At 44.8% G+C, this 18,575-nt stretch carries 12 protein-coding genes; 4 read left to right on the top strand and 8 right to left on the bottom strand.

The window, feature by feature from the left end:
* Positions 1-122 precede the first annotated feature (122 nt).
* The gene (locus NQ564_RS06280; RefSeq protein ID WP_008148018.1) at positions 123-1,631 is read left to right on the top strand and encodes a PAS domain-containing sensor histidine kinase; all 1,509 of its coding nucleotides are present in this window, start codon (positions 123-125) and stop codon (positions 1,629-1,631) included.
* Here NQ564_RS06280 and NQ564_RS06275 read toward each other — a convergent pair.
* The 3 genes from NQ564_RS06275 to NQ564_RS06265 all read right to left on the bottom strand — a co-directional run bounded on the left by NQ564_RS06275 (position 1,628) and on the right by NQ564_RS06265 (position 6,636).
* On the bottom strand, positions 1,628-3,010 hold the full coding sequence (locus NQ564_RS06275) for an ATP-binding cassette domain-containing protein (RefSeq protein WP_039848121.1): 1,383 nt from the start codon (positions 3,008-3,010) through the stop codon (positions 1,628-1,630). The two genes, NQ564_RS06280 and NQ564_RS06275, sit on opposite strands and share 4 nt — an antisense overlap.
* A gap of 8 nt (positions 3,011-3,018) precedes the next feature.
* Entirely contained in the window at positions 3,019-3,933 is a 915-nt protein-coding gene (locus tag NQ564_RS06270) for a substrate-binding domain-containing protein (RefSeq protein WP_039848106.1), read from the bottom strand.
* Positions 3,934-4,047: 114 nt separating this feature from the next.
* Positions 4,048-6,636, bottom strand: a complete 2,589-nt coding sequence (locus NQ564_RS06265) for an ATP-dependent Clp protease ATP-binding subunit (RefSeq protein WP_008148023.1) — start codon at positions 6,634-6,636, stop codon at positions 4,048-4,050.
* 370 nt (positions 6,637-7,006) lie between these two features.
* Here NQ564_RS06265 and gyrA point away from each other — a divergent pair, with 370 nt between their 5' ends.
* The 3 genes from gyrA to aldA all read left to right on the top strand — a co-directional run bounded on the left by gyrA (position 7,007) and on the right by aldA (position 12,869).
* A complete protein-coding gene (gyrA, locus tag NQ564_RS06260) occupies positions 7,007-9,616 on the top strand; it encodes a DNA gyrase subunit A (RefSeq protein WP_008148025.1) in 2,610 nt (869 codons plus the stop codon).
* 41 nt (positions 9,617-9,657) lie between these two features.
* Positions 9,658-10,884, top strand: a complete 1,227-nt coding sequence (locus NQ564_RS06255; RefSeq protein ID WP_008157752.1) for a tetratricopeptide repeat protein — start codon at positions 9,658-9,660, stop codon at positions 10,882-10,884.
* 548 nt (positions 10,885-11,432) lie between these two features.
* On the top strand, positions 11,433-12,869 hold the full coding sequence (gene aldA, locus NQ564_RS06250; protein WP_008148032.1) for an aldehyde dehydrogenase: 1,437 nt from the start codon (positions 11,433-11,435) through the stop codon (positions 12,867-12,869).
* A 96-nt stretch (positions 12,870-12,965) separates the two neighbouring features.
* Here aldA and NQ564_RS06245 read toward each other — a convergent pair whose 3' ends face one another.
* From NQ564_RS06245 to epsC, 5 genes are all read right to left on the bottom strand, one after another.
* Positions 12,966-13,454, bottom strand: a complete 489-nt coding sequence (locus tag NQ564_RS06245; protein WP_008157754.1) for an NADH-quinone oxidoreductase subunit NuoE family protein — start codon at positions 13,452-13,454, stop codon at positions 12,966-12,968.
* 12 nt (positions 13,455-13,466) lie between these two features.
* Positions 13,467-15,257: an NADH-dependent [FeFe] hydrogenase, group A6 gene (locus tag NQ564_RS06240; protein ID WP_008148037.1), complete on the bottom strand. Its 1,791-nt coding sequence runs from the start codon at positions 15,255-15,257 to the stop codon at positions 13,467-13,469.
* 27 nt (positions 15,258-15,284) lie between these two features.
* Entirely contained in the window at positions 15,285-17,078 is a 1,794-nt protein-coding gene (locus NQ564_RS06235) for an NADH-quinone oxidoreductase subunit NuoF (RefSeq protein ID WP_129649899.1), read from the bottom strand.
* Between the two features lie 33 nt (positions 17,079-17,111).
* Positions 17,112-17,510: a (2Fe-2S) ferredoxin domain-containing protein gene (locus tag NQ564_RS06230; RefSeq protein WP_008148043.1), complete on the bottom strand. Its 399-nt coding sequence runs from the start codon at positions 17,508-17,510 to the stop codon at positions 17,112-17,114.
* Positions 17,511-17,685: 175 nt separating this feature from the next.
* A complete protein-coding gene (epsC, locus tag NQ564_RS06225) occupies positions 17,686-18,573 on the bottom strand; it encodes a serine O-acetyltransferase EpsC (RefSeq protein WP_008148044.1) in 888 nt (295 codons plus the stop codon).
* Positions 18,574-18,575 lie beyond the last annotated feature (2 nt).

Below are 18,575 nucleotides of genomic sequence, written 5' to 3'. Positions count from 1 at the left end.
TTGTTTGGCATTTATTTTGCTCCAGCCAACGAGTTCTTTATCCAAATATTTGCAATTCACATTTAAATTCAAGACTTTTGTCAACCTAAAGTTTTTGTTGTTTCCATAAAATCACTTCAAATATGACATCTGTCTTTCCTAACAAGAAAGTTCTTGAACAAGAATATAAGGATTTATCCGGTTTGCTTTCAAACATAGTGGACTCCGTGCCCATGTATCTCTTCGTTAAAGATACGGGTGATGAATTTCGTTATGTCTATTCCAGTCCGATGATGAATCAGTTATACGGGCAATATATGGGGGATGTAGTGGGAAGGACTGATTTCGAATTATTTTCCGATCCTGTTGTCGCACAAGCTTTTCGTGACAAGGATCTGGAAGTTCTGAAAACAGGGAAGGTACAACGCTTTACCGAGCAGATGATAGACCGGGAAGGCGTTCTGCGCTTCATCGATACGATGAAAATGTTGGTTTCCCGTGAAGGGAAAGCACCTTATCTATTGGGAATGTCCTGGGATGTCACCCATCAGCGACAGATCGAAGAGCAACAACAGGAAAATAACAAGCGTTTGGCTCTTTCCTGCCAGGCAGGAAAGATTTACCCCTGGATATGGGATGTGGTCAACGAGACTGCCGAACTTTCTTTAACTCAAAATGGTGAGATTGTCCATACTTTCATCAGCCACGAAAGTTTTACGGAAAAGATACATCCGGATGAACAGCAGATGTACCGGGATGTGGTGAACGCCTTTGCAAGAGGAGAGACCGATTCGCTTCGCCTGAGTTTTCGTTGCCGTTACTTTTCGGACGAATACGTATGGTTGGAAAAGATAGGGGAAGTTTACGAATATGACAAGGACGGCAAACCTTCCAAAGCGATCGGAATCTTGCGTGACATTACGACGGATAAACAACATGAGGAAGATGTCAGAGCTAAACGACTGGCCGAGGAAAGCGACCGGATGAAATCTGCTTTCATAGCCAACATGAGCCATGAAATCCGTACGCCGTTGAATGCCATCGTCGGCTTCTCAACTTTGTTGGCGCAGGCTGATACAGAGGAAGAAAAGCAGGAATACCTACGGATTATCCAATCAAGCAACGAATTTCTGTTGCAATTGATTGGAGATATTCTGGATATTTCCAAAATCGAATCGGGCAAACTGGAATTTATCTACACTTCTTTCCGTCTGAATGAAATCTTCCAACCTCAGGAAAGGGCCTTTTCTTTCAGGGCTGAACCAGGTGTCAGAATCATTTTTGAGACAGATGGCAACGATTATTATATTGAATCAGAAAAAACACGCCTGACACAGGTCTTGACCAATTTCCTGTCTAACGCTGTTAAGTTCACTTCTTCCGGCTCCATCCGTTTTGGATATAGACTTACGGAAACGGGGATTTATGTTTATGTAACGGATACGGGAAGCGGCATTGCAAAGAAGCACCTATCGACTGTCTTCGATCGCTTTGTCAAACTGGATATGTTCAAACAGGGAACAGGTCTCGGACTTTCTATTTGCAAGACGATTATTTCTATCTTGAAAGGGGAGATAGGAGTGGAATCGGAGGAAGGCAAGGGCTCTACTTTCTGGTTTACCATTCCTTGCTCACTGATAAAAGTCTCTTAACGACCGGTTTGATCCAAACGAACTGTCTTATCTGCAAGCAAACGCAGGTCTTCGGGATTATGGGAAGTGAAGAGAATCGTCTGTCCGCTTTCTCCCTGCCGTTCACGGATACGTTCGATAATACGGCGGCTTAAAGCCTCGTCCAACCCTTTAAAAGGTTCGTCCATAAGCAGGAGTGGGGAAGGATAAGTCAAGGCACGTGCGATTGCAACCCGTTGCTGCTGTCCGAAACTCAGTTCATTCGGGAAACGGTTCGCAAAATCTTCCAACTCCATCTTTTGTAACATTGAGACTGCCTGTTCGAGAGCCATCTCTTTTGTCTGGCAGGCGGCCAGGGGAAGAGCGATATTTTCAGCAATCGTCAGTTGGCTAAGTAATTCCGGTTCCTGGAATACATAAGCTACTCCGGTTGTACAGTCTGTTTCTATTTCTCCTTGTACAGGCTTTAAAATCTTTCCTATCAAGTTCAACAAAGTCGTTTTGCCGGTTCCCGACGGAGCTGTTATGCCATATATGAATCCTTTTTCGAAAGTGTAGCTGAAGTGGGATAGGACCTTATCCGAACCATACCGGTATGAAATATCACGAACCCGTATATCGCAATTCCCTTTTGGCACAGGCAGTTTGCTACAATGTTTGTTATAATGTATGGAGAATCGTCGCTTCGCCAACCAGCTGATCCCTCTATCAAAAAGGTAGCTGATCAGGATGGCTATGACTGTCCATGCGATCAATTCGGGAACGGCAATAAAAACTTGTGCCTGTTTCATTTCCCCGCCAATACCGGGCGAACATTGCGCCAGTACCTCTCCCATAATGATAGCACGCCAACCAAAGCCCAAAGCAGATGCAAGACCGCTGTATAGGAATGGCTTCAACTGTGGGTAGGTCACTTGTGTCAGTCTGTTCCAACGTCCGATCTTGAATTGGCGAGCCATTATCGAAAGCTCTTTCCGCCGGCTCCGTATTCCTTTCGTCAAGTTTTCCGTAAGGAGAGGGAACATAGTCAAGAAAGCGATGATCAGAGGAATACTTTCCGCATTCAGGAAAATCAAAGCCAGAAGTATAAATGAGATGACCGGAATGGCCCGCATGATTGCCAGTAACGGACGGAAAAGTTCATACATCCACTCGCATTTGTAGAACAGGAAAGAGACTCCTACGGCCGCCATTAACGAGATAGACATCCCGATGGTTCCGCGCAACACTGTCGCCATAACCGATTGATAGAATGAACCGGATGCGAAAAGTGCGGCGAGAGTGCTCAGCAGGCGAGGTACGGACGGTACCAAATCCGGCAAACGGACCAGCATAGCCAACAGTTGCCAGGCCAGCAAGAGGATTGTTATCGACAGGATGATAAGGATGCTTTTCTTCATTTTCCGGATCATTTATAGAATTTCTCGTCGGGCATCTTTCCTCCCAATGCTTTAGGTTCATATTGCCCGATCAGTTGCAGGAAGCGAAGTATATTTTCTTGGGCTTCGGATGCTGTTCTGTAGTCGATTTTACAGCGTTCGATACTTTCGGGCGTCAACATGCCGGATGCAAAAATCTTTTCTTTTTCCAATATACGAATAGCCTGTTCCGGTTGTTCCACGGCAAAGCGACATGAAAGATGTAAAAGACTGTCTATCGCTTTTTGACTCTTTTTTAAGGCGGGTGCATAGAGTATGGCAGTCTGGGCAAATCCAGAAGAGACTGAATCAGGCCTGTTCAGGTCTGCCAGTATTTGCAGTGTGCTGTCTTTCCGCAACGCAATGCTCAAGAACGGCTCTCCTAAAACGGCATGGTCGACTTTTCCGGCCAACAGCCCCTGCATGATCTCCTGTGCGGTAGTAAATGAATAATTCAACGTATAACCAGTGTTATGTTGCCTGAGGTAATGACGGGTAAGAATATCAGGTGTCGTTCCGGCTCCGAAAATATGTAAAACCGGCTTATTCTCTCCGGATATACCCTTATCGCTTCTACCCACCAAATAGAGAGTACCCCATATCGGACAACCTGCCAGATGATACCGAATGCCTTTATTATACAGGTTGGCAGCGCTGATCATCGGCAAAACGGCTATATCCGCTTCACCTTTTATCAGGGCAGCCTGCATCAAGTCGGGAGAATCGATTATCCGAACGGATAACGGCTTATCATCGACGACGGGTGTTTCTTCCATCCAGTGTGCAAAGGCAATGGCGGAGGGACCACGCAGAACCGATACACGTATCGTTCCCCCGTCTGTTTTGGGTTTACTATTGCAACAGCATAAAATAAGTAGCAAGCAAAGGCATCTGAAGAATGTCATAGCATAAAAAGTTTAGGCAAACTTACGGAAAAACTCTCGATTTATGGCAAATCGCATAAAAAAATGCCGTTGCGATATAAAACCACAACGGCACTCCTATCATATTTTTGAAAATCAAGACTCGGCAGCCGGCTCGCTTTTCTTTACATTCGTAACAATCTCCTGTTTGTCCTTATCGAAGTCGACAACGATCGTATCTCCTTCTCCGACAGAGGCACGGATAATCATTTCTGCCATTTCGTCTTCCAGATATTTCTGGATGGCACGTTTCAGCGGACGTGCACCGAACTGGATGTCATAACCTTTGGTTGCAACAAAATCTTTGGCGGCATCTGTCAGTTCCAGGGAATAACCCAGACTGGCCACACGTTTGTAAAGACCTTGCAGTTCGATGTCAATGATCTTATGGATCGCTTCCTTATCCAGTTGGTCGAACATGATGATATCGTCGACACGGTTCAAGAATTCCGGAGCGAATGCCTTATTCAGTGCTTTCTGGATAACGCTGCGGGAGAAATCCTTATCCGGTTCGCCGGCAGCCTGTGAACTGAAACCGACACCACGACCGAAGTCTTTCAACTGGCGCGTACCGATATTAGACGTCATGATCAGAATCGTATTCTTAAAGTCGATCCGTCTGCCAAGGCTGTCAGTCAGACGACCTTCGTCCAAAACTTGCAGCAGCAGGTTGAACACGTCCGGATGCGCTTTCTCGATCTCATCCAACAGGACGACAGAGTAGGGTTTACGACGAACCTTCTCGGTCAACTGGCCACCCTCTTCATAACCAACATATCCCGGAGGTGCACCGATCAGACGAGACACCGCAAACTTTTCGAGGTACTCGCTCATATCGATACGGACCAAAGCATCGGCCGAGTCAAACAGATATTCCGCCAACTTTTTGGCCAAGTGAGTCTTACCGACACCTGTCGGCCCTAAGAACATGAATGTGCCGATCGGCTTGTTCGGGTCCTTCAATCCAACGCGGTTACGCTGGATTGCTTTTACGATCTTCTGTACGGCATCATCCTGGCCGACCACTTTCTTTTTCAGGTTCTCCGCCATTTCAAGCAGTTTCAGGTTTTCTGCTTTTGCGATACGCTGAACAGGTACACCTGACATCATGGCTACCACTTCTGCCACCTTATCTTCATCCACCGTTTCGCGATGTTCCTGCAATTCCTGTTCCCATTTGGCTTTTGCAGCTTCCAATTGCAAGAGGTACTGACGTTCCTTGTCGCGGAAGCTGGCGGCCAGCTCGAAGTTTTGTGACTTAACGGCAGCGAGCTTCTCTGTTTTGGTCGCCTCGATCTTGGCTTCCAATTCTTCGATACTCTTCGGAACCGTTATGTTAGATATATGTACGCGGGAACCGGCTTCATCCAATGCGTCGATTGCTTTGTCCGGGAAGTTGCGGTCGCTGATATAACGTTCTGTCAACTTCACACAAGCTTGCAGGGCTTCGGGCGTATAGATCACATTGTGGTGTTCTTCGTAGCGGGCCTTGATATTTTGCAGGATCTGCAAAGTCTCTTCCGCTGTTGTCGGATCGACGATCACTTTCTGGAAACGACGTTCCAAAGCTCCGTCTTTCTCGATATTCTTACGATGTTCATCGAGTGTCGTAGCACCGATACATTGTATTTCTCCACGGGCCAGGGCCGGCTTCAGCATATTGGCGGCATCCATTGAACCGGAAGCTGAACCTGCACCGACGATCGTATGGATTTCATCGATAAACAGGATGATGTTCGGGTTCTTCGACAGTTCGTTCAGAATTGCTTTAATGCGCTCTTCAAACTGCCCGCGATATTTGGTACCTGCCACGATGGATGCCATATCCAGGCTGATCACACGTTTGTCGAACAAAACGCGGGAAACTTTGCGCTGGATGATACGCAGAGCCAGACCTTCCACAATCGCCGATTTGCCGACACCCGGTTCACCGATCAGGACAGGATTGTTCTTCTTGCGGCGGCTCAATATCTGAGCCAAGCGTTCGATCTCCTTCTCACGTCCGACAATCGGGTCGAGACGGTTTTCAGCGGCCGCGCGCGTCATATCCGTACCGAAGTTGTCCAACACAGGCGTGTCGTTCGGTGATTTGGGCTGTGCGGAGCCGGCTCCGGAAGAGGAGCGGGGAGACTCCCGGCGGGAAGAAAAATCTTCGTCTTCATCTTCATCGTCGTCGGTATAGCCATCGCTGATTCCTTCGAAATGTCCGGCATCTTCTTCTCCGACAAAATCATCCATACGCTTCAAGCTTGTACCGCTTATCAGATAATTATATATACTGCGATACGTTACGCCCGCTTCGTTCAGCACTTTTGCCGCAACATTAAACTCTTCTTTCAGAATAGCCAAAAGCAGATGTTCCGTCCCCGTTTCGTCTTTTTTAAACAAGCGGGATTCAAGCATACTCATACGCAGGACACGCTCGGTTGTTTTACTGATCGCGATATCATGCTGGACAGCATCTTCGGCATCAATTGTATTCTTGATTTCTTGTTCGATCTTTCTTTTAATATCCCATTCGTCAACATTTAGTTCGCGCAGGGTTTGCACGGCTTTCCCTTCGCCGTCGCGGATAATTCCAAGCATTAAGTGTTCCGGTCCGATATAACTGTTCTGAAGCCTTGCAGCTTCTTCGCGGCTATATTCAATAACGTCCATTAATCTCTTTGAATAATTATTTTTCATATTATAATAATGTACTATGATAATGCAAATGTAATAAACTCTCGTTATATATCTAACAAAATCCATGCCATTATTCCTTAAAAGAAAATAAAGTATCAAAGACGGATTTGTCATATTATTACAAAAAACAGTCTTATCCTGTCATATAGAAACGTTAAAAAATATTACCCGCAAGTGTAATTCCAAATACATGCACTACTAATCCCATTTTCATGGGGTAGCAGTTTCATTTTGATAGTTCGGAACCGGATGCCTCCAGACAAGTTAATTCTAAAATTTCGAGTCAAAAGTTTTCGTGATAAACGGAAAAGCCTTACCTTAGTGCACTTTTTAAAAGGTGAGATATTGAGTGTAATTAATATAAAACTAAATGGTTGATCAAGACAGAATTATTAAGATTAACATCGAGGAGGAAATGAAATCGGCATACATTGACTATTCAATGTCTGTCATCGTTTCACGTGCTCTTCCGGATGTTAGGGATGGTTTTAAACCGGTTCATCGTCGTATTTTGTTTGGAATGAATGAATTGGGTAACACCTCCGACAAACCTTATAAAAAATCTGCGAGAATTGTTGGTGAAGTTTTAGGTAAATATCATCCACACGGCGACTCGTCCGTTTATTTCGCAATGGTTCGTATGGCGCAGACATGGTCTATGCGTTATACGCTGGTGGATGGACAGGGGAACTTCGGTTCGGTGGACGGTGACAGTCCTGCCGCCATGCGTTATACGGAAGCAAGATTAAGCAAGCTTGCCGAAGAAATGCTGCGCGATATTGACAAAGATACGGTTGATTTCCAGTTGAACTTTGACGATACGCTGAAAGAACCGACCGTATTGCCGACTCGTATTCCGAATTTGTTGGTAAATGGCGCTTCTGGTATTGCCGTCGGTATGGCGACAAACATGCCGACACATAACCTTAGCGAGGTGTTGGATGGCTGTATGGCCTTCATCGATGCCCGCGGAGAAATGGAAGTGGCAGATCTGATGCAATATATCAAAGCTCCGGATTTCCCGACTGGCGCAACTATCTATGGATATGCTGGTGTAAAAGATGCTTTCGAAACAGGTAGAGGGCGTATCATCCTGCGGGGTAAAGCTGAAATCGAAACGGAAGGCAATCATGAGAAGATCATTATTACCGAAATTCCTTACCTTGTTAATAAGGCGGAATTGATCAAATATATCGCTGATCTGGTAAATGAAAAACGTATCGAGGGCATTTCCAATGTCAACGACGAGTCGGACCGTAGCGGTATGCGTATCGTTGTGGATGTCAAGAGAGATGCCAATTCGAGCGTGGTGCTGAATAAATTGTACAAGTTGACAGCTTTGCAGTCTTCTTTCAGTGTTAACAATATTGCACTGGTGAACGGGCGTCCGCGCCAGCTCAATCTGAAAGACCTGATCAAGGCATTCGTCGATCACCGCCATGAAGTCGTGATCCGCCGTACCAAATACGAATTGCGCAAAGCGGAAGAACGTGCCCATATCTTGGAAGGCCTGATTATTGCTTCCGACAATATCGACGAAGTCATTGCCATCATCAAGTCATCAAAGAGTCCGGCGGAAGCTATCGAACGCTTGATGGAACGCTTCTCCTTGTCAGAAATACAATCTCGTGCCATCGTAGAAATGAGACTCCGTCAATTGACAGGTCTGGAACAGGATAAACTTCGTGCAGAATATGAAGAAATCGAAAAATTAATCGCATATTTGAAGGAAATTCTGGAAAATGACGATCTTTGTATGAAAGTCATCAAAGACGAATTGAAGGAAATCAAGGACAAGTACGGAGACGAACGTAAAACGGACATCGTTTATGCTTCTGAAGAGCTTAATCCTGAAGACTTCTATGCAGATGATGAGATGATCATCACCATCTCCCACATGGGATATATCAAACGTACGCCGTTAAGTGAATTCCGTGCTCAGGGACGTGGCGGAGTAGGGGCTAAAGGTTCTGAAACGCGTGATGAAGATTTTGTGGAATACATCTATCCGGCTTCCATGCATGCCACCTTGCTGATCTTTACGGCAAAAGGAAAATGTTATTGGCTGAAAGTATTCGAAATTCCGGAGGGAGCGAAGAACTCGAAGGGTAGAGCGATCCAGAATTTGTTGAACATCGAACCGGATGATAAGGTCAACGCTTTCATCCGTGTAAAGAAACTGACGACAGATACCGAGTTTATCAATTCTCATTACCTGTTGTTCTGTACAAAAAAAGGTGTGATCAAGAAGACGTTGCTGGAAGCATATTCCCGTCCTCGTCAGAATGGTGTAAATGCCATCACATTACGTGAAGACGACGGTCTGATCGAAGTTTGTATGACAAATGGCAATAATGAAGTTTTGATTGCAAACCGCAACGGGCGTGCCATCCGTTTCCATGAAAATGCAGTACGTGTTATGGGCCGTACAGCATCCGGTGTGAGAGGTATGACACTCGATGACGATCCTAACGACGAAGTGGTAGGAATGGTTTGCATCAAGGATAAAGAAAAGGAAACTGTACTGGTCGTGTCCGAACAAGGCTACGGAAAACGCTCGAATATCGAAGATTATCGTATTACGAACCGTGGAGGTAAAGGTGTCAAAACCATCAATATTACGGAGAAGACCGGTAAACTGGTTGCAATCAAGAATGTTACGGAGGAAAACGATATTATGATCATTAATAAATCCGGTATCACAATCCGTATGAAGGTATCCGACCTGAATGTCATCGGACGTGCGACACAAGGGGTACGCCTGATCAATTTAGGAAAACGTAATGACGAAATCGCCTCTGTATGTAAAGTTCTGTCACAGACCGAAGAAGAGATCGCTGAAGAAAAAGCACAGCGTGAAGCTTTAGAAGATGGTGCGAACCATGAACATCCAACGGAGAATACCGATTTCGAAGATGTCTCTAACGATATCGAAAGCAATGAAAATGCGGACGATACGGAAGAAACAACTGAGGAATAATTTAAACAAATAGAAATATTAATCTCAAATCACTATCACAAATGAAACGAGTATTATTGACAGTTGCACTATGTGTTGCAGCATCTGCCTCTTTCGCACAGAAAAAAGTTGTGAGCGAGGCACAGAGTATTGCTAAAGGCAGTAACGCAGACTTCGGAGAAGCCAGAACCTTGATCAAAGGTGCGTTGGAAAATCCGGAAACTAAAGACGACGCTAAAACTTGGTATGTAGCAGGTTTTATTGAAGACCAGCAGTTCAACGCTGAAAGAGCTAAACAAATCTTGGGACAGCAACCAAACGAACCGGTTATGTACGAAGCTTTGTATGGTATTTTACCTTATTTCCAGAAAGCCTACGAACTGGATCAGCTGCCGAACGAGAAAGGTAAAGTAAAACCTAAATACACAAAAGATATTAAAAGTATCTTGAGTGCAAACCATGTATATCTGTTCAATGGTGGTGCATATTATTTCGATAAACAAGAGTATAAGAAAGCATACGATTTCTTCAACCAGTATGTGGAAATATCCGAACTGCCAATGTTTGAAGGGACTCAGACTGCGGAAAAAGACTCTACATTCATGACTGTTCAGTTCTATGCAGCTGCAGCTGCTTCTTTAGCTAAAGATTCCAGATTGGCTATTTCCGCTTTGGAACGTGCCAAGAATACTCCTTATCGTCAATATGATGTTTATCAATATCTTTGCTACGAATACGGAGAAGCAAGAACTGCTCAGGATTCTGTTATGCTGGAAAAGACATTTGAAGAAGGTATGCAGGTTTTCCCGGATTCAATTTTCTTTTTGAATAACTTGATTAATACTTATATTTATTCCAATAGAAATGAAAAAGCCTTGGAGTTGTTGAACGTAGCAATACAAAAGACTCCAGATGATGCTACTCTCTATAATGTAATGGGACACGTGTACGAAAATGGTGTGAAAAATCCTGCCGAGGCAGAAAAATACTATTTGCTTGCTTTGGAAAAAGATCCGAATATGACAATTGCTCTTTCTAACATTGGCCGTGTCTATTACAATCAGGGTGTGAACAAATTAAGTGAAGCCAATATGATTAATGATAGTAAGAAATATCAGGAAGAATTAGGTATGGCAAAAGATTTGTTCAAAAAGGCTCTTCCTTATTATAAAAAAGCTCACGAAGCAGAACCTGAAAAGATGGACAACATGATCGCTTTGAGAGGTATCTATTACAATCTGAACATGGGTCCGGAATTGGAAGCTATCGAAGCTGAAATGAATAAATAATAGATCGGATAAGACTATTTATAAAAGGAGTTCTCTGAATCGGAGAGCTCCTTTTTTATTTTAAAATTCTTTTTCCCTTGAAAAGTGAAACTGACTTTATATTGTATATGTAGGAGCCCCAATAAGGAACTTCAATAATTCTATTAAACATAATCGTAATTATATAAAGTAACCGTCTCAGCCATAGCAGGTTATATGAAGAACACAAAAAAAGCCCGTATCCAACTTCACAGTTACATACGGACCAAACAAATAACAAACTCTACTTATATGAAAAAACAAATACTACTAACTTTTATCATCTTAGGAATTTCTTTGGATGTAATTCCTGATTCATTTTATCATATAACAGCACACAAATCAGTTTGGTTCAGAAATAATGAAAAAAAATTCTCTTCCGGTTAGCTTAGATATGTACATCATAAACTATATAATCCTGTATTACAGAAATATATCATTTATGAAATAACTAATATCATTTTTAAAACATGATCCTCTTTTCTTTCTTGTACTTTTAAAATCAAAATTAAACCTAAAAAGATATTACCATGAAGGAATTGAAAATGTTTATTGATGGCAGATTCATAGAAAATGAATCTGGAAAATGGATTAAAGTATTAAATCCTTCTACTGAAGAAGTTATCTCATTAATGCCGGATGGAACGGTCGAAGATGCTAAAAAAGCAATTGATGCGGCAGAAAAAGCTCAGGATCAATGGGAAAGAACACCTTCTATAGAAAGAGCCGCTTATCTGACTAAAATTGCGGCGGGTATTCGTAAAAGAGAAAAGGAACTGACTGATATAATTGTTCGTGAAGGTGGAAAAACTCAAGGTTTGGCTAATGTAGAAGTTCTTTTTACAGCAGATTATATCGACTATATGGCTGGATGGGCCCGCCGGTATGAGGGAGAAATCATCCCCAGTGACCGTCCACATGAAAGTATATTCCTGTTCAAGAAAGCAATTGGTGTAACAACCGGTATTCTCCCCTGGAACTTTCCCTTCTTCCTGGTTGCCCGTAAAGCAGCTCCGGCTTTGATTACCGGTAATACGATTGTAGTAAAACCGAGTCAGCTTACACCTGAAAATGCATACGTTTTTGCGCAAATTGTAGAAGAAGTCGGTTTGCCGGCCGGAGTTTTCAACTTAGTGAACGGGCGAGGCTCGGTGATTGGCCATGAATTGGCTGCAAATCCGAAAGTTGGCATGGTCAGCCTTACCGGAAGTGTGAGTGCCGGACAACAGACAATGGCAGCAGCAGCTCCTAATATAACAAAAGTATCTTTGGAGTTAGGAGGAAAAGCTCCTGCAATTGTGATGGAAGACGCAGATATAGATTTGGCGGTAAAGTCGATTATTGCTTCACGTGTTATCAATACAGGACAGGTTTGTAACTGTGCAGAGCGAGTTTATGTCGATAAAAAGATCAAAGATGCTTTTATCGAAAAACTTGTGACCGGCATGAAGCAAGTAAAAGTCGGCAATCCGAACGAGGTCGCAGATTTGGATATGGGACCACTGATCGAAGCAAATGCCCTGGCTGCCATGGAGCAAAAAGTTGAAAAGGCTGTTCAGCAGGGAGCTAAACTTTTGTGTGGTGGTCATCGGATCGGAACAAAAGGATATTTCTTCGAACCGACAGTGTTGGATTGTGCCACACAAGAAATGGATATCGTACGGGAAGAAACCTTCGGCCCTATCCTGCCCGTTGTCGAATATACGGATATCAATGATGCGATTGCATGGGCAAATGATTGTGAGTACGGATTGACTTCTTCCGTTTATACGCAGAATCTGGACCATGCATTCAAGATCATGCGCTCGCTGAAGTTTGGCGAAACATATATCAATCGTGAGAACTTTGAAGCCATGCAAGGCTTCCATGCAGGATGGCGTAAGTCCGGAATTGGCGGTGCAGATGGAAAGCACGGCCTTGAAGAATATCTGCAAACACATGTCGTCTATATAGAAACTAAAGAATAGCAGATCGCCATTGTGCGTCCGTGCCATCGTCATGACACAATTGTGCCAATGCGATGGCACGGTTGTGTTACCGCATTGGCACAAAAGACGAATAACTTATACCTGTTCCAACAGGTAGTATTCGGAAAGGATATCTCGCACTTTCTCCGGAGTCAGACGTCCATAGACTTTTCCGGCAATCGTAACGACCGGGGCCAGCCCGCAAGCACCCACACAACGTAAACAATCCAATGAGAACAGGCCGTCAGGAGTAGTCTCTCCAACTTTGATCTCCAACTGGCGTTGGAACTCATCCAGGACTTTCTCGGCTCCACGTACATAACAGGCCGTTCCCAGACAGACGGAAATAGGATATTTTCCCTTCGGAGTCATGGTAAAGAACGAATAGAACGTAACAACGCCGTATACCCTGGAAACCGGGATATGTAATCGGCTGGCAATGATCTCCTGCACTTCGCGAGGTAGATAACCGAATATGCCCTGAGCGGCATGCAATATGTTGATCAGCTCTCCCGGATCATTGTTATGTTCATCACAGACAGCCAATAATTCATTGATCTTTATCTGAATCAAATGTATTTTCATCTTATCCATCGTTTATCCCTCCTGATTTTCTTGCGTAAACATATTAATGGCTTCCTTACGGTCGAAATAGTGTGTGTGCAACAGTTCATGGGCACGCGGTCCGCACGGTTCTCCCAGATAGTTGGCATAAAGAGCCTGAATATAAGGATTCTCATGACTCTTGCGAAGCGTCTTGCTACGGTCCTCCTGATAAAGAGCCGCCGCACGCTTGCGCAACACCTCCATCCTACCCCTGTGAAACGGTTGGCCGCCACCGCCGATACAACCGCCCGGACATGCCATAACTTCGATTGCATGATAGGGCGACGTGCCGTTTTTGACATCTTCAATCAGTTTACGGGCATTACCCAAACCATGAGCTATCCCTATTTTTATCGGTGTTCCATCAAAGTCTATTGTTGCACTGCGAATACCTTCCAATCCTCGGAGTTCTTCAAAATCAATTTTAGGAAGAGCCTTTTTCGTATATAGCTCGTATGCTGTACGGCAGGCAGCTTCTATCACGCCACCAGTTGTTCCGAAGATGACGCCTGCTCCTGTCGATTCGCCTAACGGACGGTCGAAATTGCTATCCGGCAGTTCTGCAAAGTTTATATTTGCATAGCGGATCAGGCGGGCCAATTCGCGCGTATAGATCGAAATATCGACATCAGGATTGCCATCGACCGCAAATTCCGGGCGGCTGGCTTCATATTTCTTTGCCAGGCAAGGCATGATCGACACGACAACGATCTGCTTTCGGTCCACTCCCAACTTTTCGGCAAAATAGCTTTTTGCGATCGCTCCGAACATTTGTTGCGGGCTCTTTGCCGTCGACAGATTGTCTAATAATTCCGGGAAATGCTGCTCGACGAAGCTGACCCAACCCGGACAACAGCTTGTCATCAATGGCATTTTTACTTCTTGATCGCCTTTCAGGTATTTCCCGATCCGTTGTAACAACTCTGTCCCTTCTTCCATAATGGTCAGGTCGGCAGCGAAATCCGTATCAAAAACATAATCGAAACCCAATCCACGGAGGGCAGAAACCATCTTGCCAGTCACCAATGTTCCTGGCTCATATCCGAAATCGCGCCCTAAAGCCGTACGGACAGCCGGAGCTGTCTGGGCTATCACTATCTTGTCCGGATCGGCCAACGCATCCAATACCGGTTGTTGCGTATTCCGTCCGCTCAACGCATTTACCGGACAAACCGATACGCACTGGCCGCAATAGGAGCACGTACTACCTGCAATATCCCGTTCGAAAGCAGTAGAGACGGCGGCATTAAAGCCCCGATTGACAGCAGTCAGGGCTCCAACGGTCTGAATATTGTTACACATGGTCTCGCAGCGACGGCACATGATGCACTTATTCATGTTGCGCACGATAGACGGTGAACGGTCTATCTGGAACGTCGACATCTCACCTTTATAGCGAATCTCGCGTATTCCCAGATCGTGGGCGATCGCTTGTAATTCGCAATGTCCGTTACTGCTGCAAGTCAGGCATTCTGCCGGATGGTTGGACAGGATCAGTTCCATCACGGTTTTCCGGGCATTCATCACGCGTGGGCTGTGTGTCTGTACGACCATTCCCTCCGTACACTCTGTTTTACAGGAAGGAGCCAGATTACGACGGCCTTCTATTTCGACTACGCAGATACGGCAGGCACCCGGATTATTTTCATAATGCAAATCCTCCAACTTCATGTAGCAAAGAGTCGGAATACGGATACCCATTCCTTTTGCGGCATCCAAGATCGTGGTTCCTTTGGGGACTTCCACGGATCTTCTATCTATAATAAGTTTTACTGTTTCCATAATTTTAATTGACAATTGTCCATTGTTTTAGTGCACATAGATGGCGCCAAACTTACATCTCTCTATACACGAACCGCACCGGATACAAGTCTGCGGATCGATCACATGCGGAACTTTCTTGTCTCCTGTGATCGCATTCACCGGACACATCCGGGCACAAAGCGTACACCCCTTGCATTTTTCCGGATTGATAAAATATTGCGTCAGTTCACGACATTGATGAGACGGACAACGTTTTTCCTTCACATGAGCCAGATATTCATCATAAAAGTTATCCATCGTAGACAAAACCGGGTTAGGCGATGTCTGTCCCAAACCGCATAGGGCCGTGTCTTTAATCACTCCGGCCAGGTTGCGGAGTCGATTCAAGTCCTCAATCGTTCCGTTGCCGGACGTAATCTTTTGCAACATCTCGTGCAGCCGCTTGTTACCAATCCGGCAGGGAGCACATTTGCCGCATGATTCCTCGACAGTGAAATCCAGATAGAATTTGGCCATAGCCACCATGCAATCGTCTTCGTCCATCACAATCATACCTCCCGATCCCATCATCGAACCAGCAGCTAAAAGATTGTCATAGTCAATCGGCAAATCCAGATGCTTCTCAGTCAGGCAGCCACCCGAAGGCCCTCCTGTCTGCACAGCCTTAAACTTTTTTCCATCTTTGATGCCTCCTCCGATGCCAAAGATCACTTCGCGCAACGTCGTCCCCATCGGAACCTCTATCAACCCGACGTTGTTTACTTTTCCCGCAAGAGCAAAGACTTTCGTGCCCTTGCTTTTCTCCGTTCCTATACTGCTGAACCATTCGGCTCCCTTCAATAGGATAACCGGTACATTGGCATACGTTTCCACATTGTTTACATTGGTCGGACAACCCTTGTAGCCATGTTCACTTGGGAAAGGAGGTTTCACGGTCGCTTCCCCGCGAAGCCCCTCCATACTATGGATCAAAGCCGTTTCTTCGCCACAAACGAATGCCCCTGCCCCATAGCGTATCTCGATATCGAAAGAGAAATCCGTCCCGAAGATATTATCCCCCAGCAAACCGTATTCTTTCGCTTGATGGATTGCAATCTTCAGCCTCTCTACGGCTAACGGATATTCGGCCCGGATATAAACCAACCCTTTCGTGGCTCCTGTACAATATCCGTTGATCGCCATCGCTTCAACGATGGAATGCGGATCACCTTCCAAAATGGAACGGTCCATGAATGCTCCCGGATCACCTTCGTCCGCATTACAAACGACATATTTCTGGGGAGATTTCACTTTGCGGGTTATTTGCCATTTCAAGCCAGTCGGGAATCCACCGCCTCCCCTACCACGCAATCCACTGTCCATAATTTCTTTGATCACCGATTCGGGCGTCATCTCGGTCAAGGCTTTGCCCAAAGCCACATAACCGTCACGGGCAATATATTCGTCTATATTTTCGGGATTGATGAAACCACAATTTCTGAGAGCGATACGGAGTTGCTTTTTGTAAAAATTGATATGTTTAGAGTCCGGCACCAGCTCCTTTGTTTCGGGATTGACGTAAAGAAGCCGTTCCACCTTGCGTCCTTTCACCAAATGCTCCCGGACAATGTCTACGGCATCCGTCGGCTTTACCTGAACATAGAACGTATTGTCTGGAACCATTTTAACCACCGGCCCTTTTTCACAAAAGCCGAAGCAACCGGTACGGATCACCTGGACGGTCTCTTGCAATCCCTGTCGTTCGACGGCCTCTTTCAGATTTTGAAGTATAAGTTCACTCTGTGATGCACGGCAGCCGGTACCGCCACACACTAGTATATAACTACTGTATTGTGCCATTATGTAAGTATTAAGTGTTTAAGGAAGTTTTCGTTATTCCGGTTTAACAGCCGTGTAAGTAACCGGGATGATATCATCCAGCAATTCTCCGTGCCGGATATACCGGGCGATGATTTCATCCACCTTTGCTTTCTTCACATGTCCAAACACAAGAGGTTCTTTGCCAGGTAGGGTAACTTCGACAGTTGGTTCGGCATAGCAATATCCCATGCATCCGGTTTGTGTCACCAAAGCATCTACTTTTTCACGATCCAGCGCTTCAATGAAATAATTCATGATCTCTTTGGCTCCGGCGGCAATCCCACAAGTTGCCATAGATACACGGATCTGTACCATTTGTTCAGGATGATTACTTTTCTCTCTAATATCCAAGGTCGATCGCAAGGTTTCACGCATCTTCCGAAGATCATCCAATGTTTTCACTTTATTCATGGTCTACACTATTTTAAGGTATAATACGCTCTAAAAGGTATATCGCAAACATACGTATTTTTCCGGAATAAAGCCCACCTTTTCTCTTTTATCCCAAGGTATTGTACAAAAAATCGTTTGGGATTCCCTAAAGCTATGGGTTTTGAAATGAAAGTGAAAACAATATGTCGTCCTGTTATTTATCCTCGACAGCACGTGTCTGCAATACTTTGGAATTGGGTGGAACGCTGTGGGTTAGCCAGATGTTACCACCGATCACGGAACCGTGACCAATGGTGATCCTTCCTAAAATAGAAGCATTGGAATAGATCGTAACATAATCTTCGATAATCGGATGGCGTGGAACGTCCAGAGGTAATCCTTCTTCATCCAGGGTAAAGCTTTTTGCTCCCAATGTCACACCTTGATAAAGGCGAACATGATTACCGATTATAGCCGTCTGTCCGATCACAACACCTGTACCATGATCGATACTGAAATATTTTCCGATTTGCGCTCCCGGATGAATGTCTATTCCTGTATCGGAATGAGCCATTTCCGTTATAATACGCGGAATCACAGGTACATCGAGCTTTAGTAGCTCATGGGCCACCCGCTGATAAAGAATGGCATGAATTGCCGGATAGCAGAAAATAATTTCGCTGGAACTTTTGGCCGCCGGATCGCCATCTAAGATTGCTTTCACATCTGTCGATAACAGATATTTGATATGTGGGACTTTATTGATAAAAGCAATGGCTATTTCAGAAGCACGATCCTTGGAGTCACAACAACATTCGACTTCAAAGCATAGGCCGTTATAGATTTGCTCCTGTAACAGGTCATAGATCTGCTCCAGATATACACCTGTATAATATTGTATGGAATCTGTCTGTGCTTCTTGTTCCGTCCCGAAGAATCCAGGGAAAATGACCTTGCGAAGCAAGGTCATGATCTCCCTGAGTGCCGTCACCGATGGTGAAGGTTTCTGGTGTAGCGGAATGTATTGGTATTCCGGTTGATCTGTCACTGACAGCAAATCTACATTTCTCCGGATTTCTTCTAAGATAGTTGCTCTGTTCATAT

This window comes from Parabacteroides johnsonii DSM 18315 (assembly GCF_025151045.1).
GTDB lineage: Bacteria > Bacteroidota > Bacteroidia > Bacteroidales > Tannerellaceae > Parabacteroides > Parabacteroides johnsonii.
Note: the sequence above shows the minus strand (reverse complement) of the source record. Positions and strands in the feature narration are given on the sequence as shown.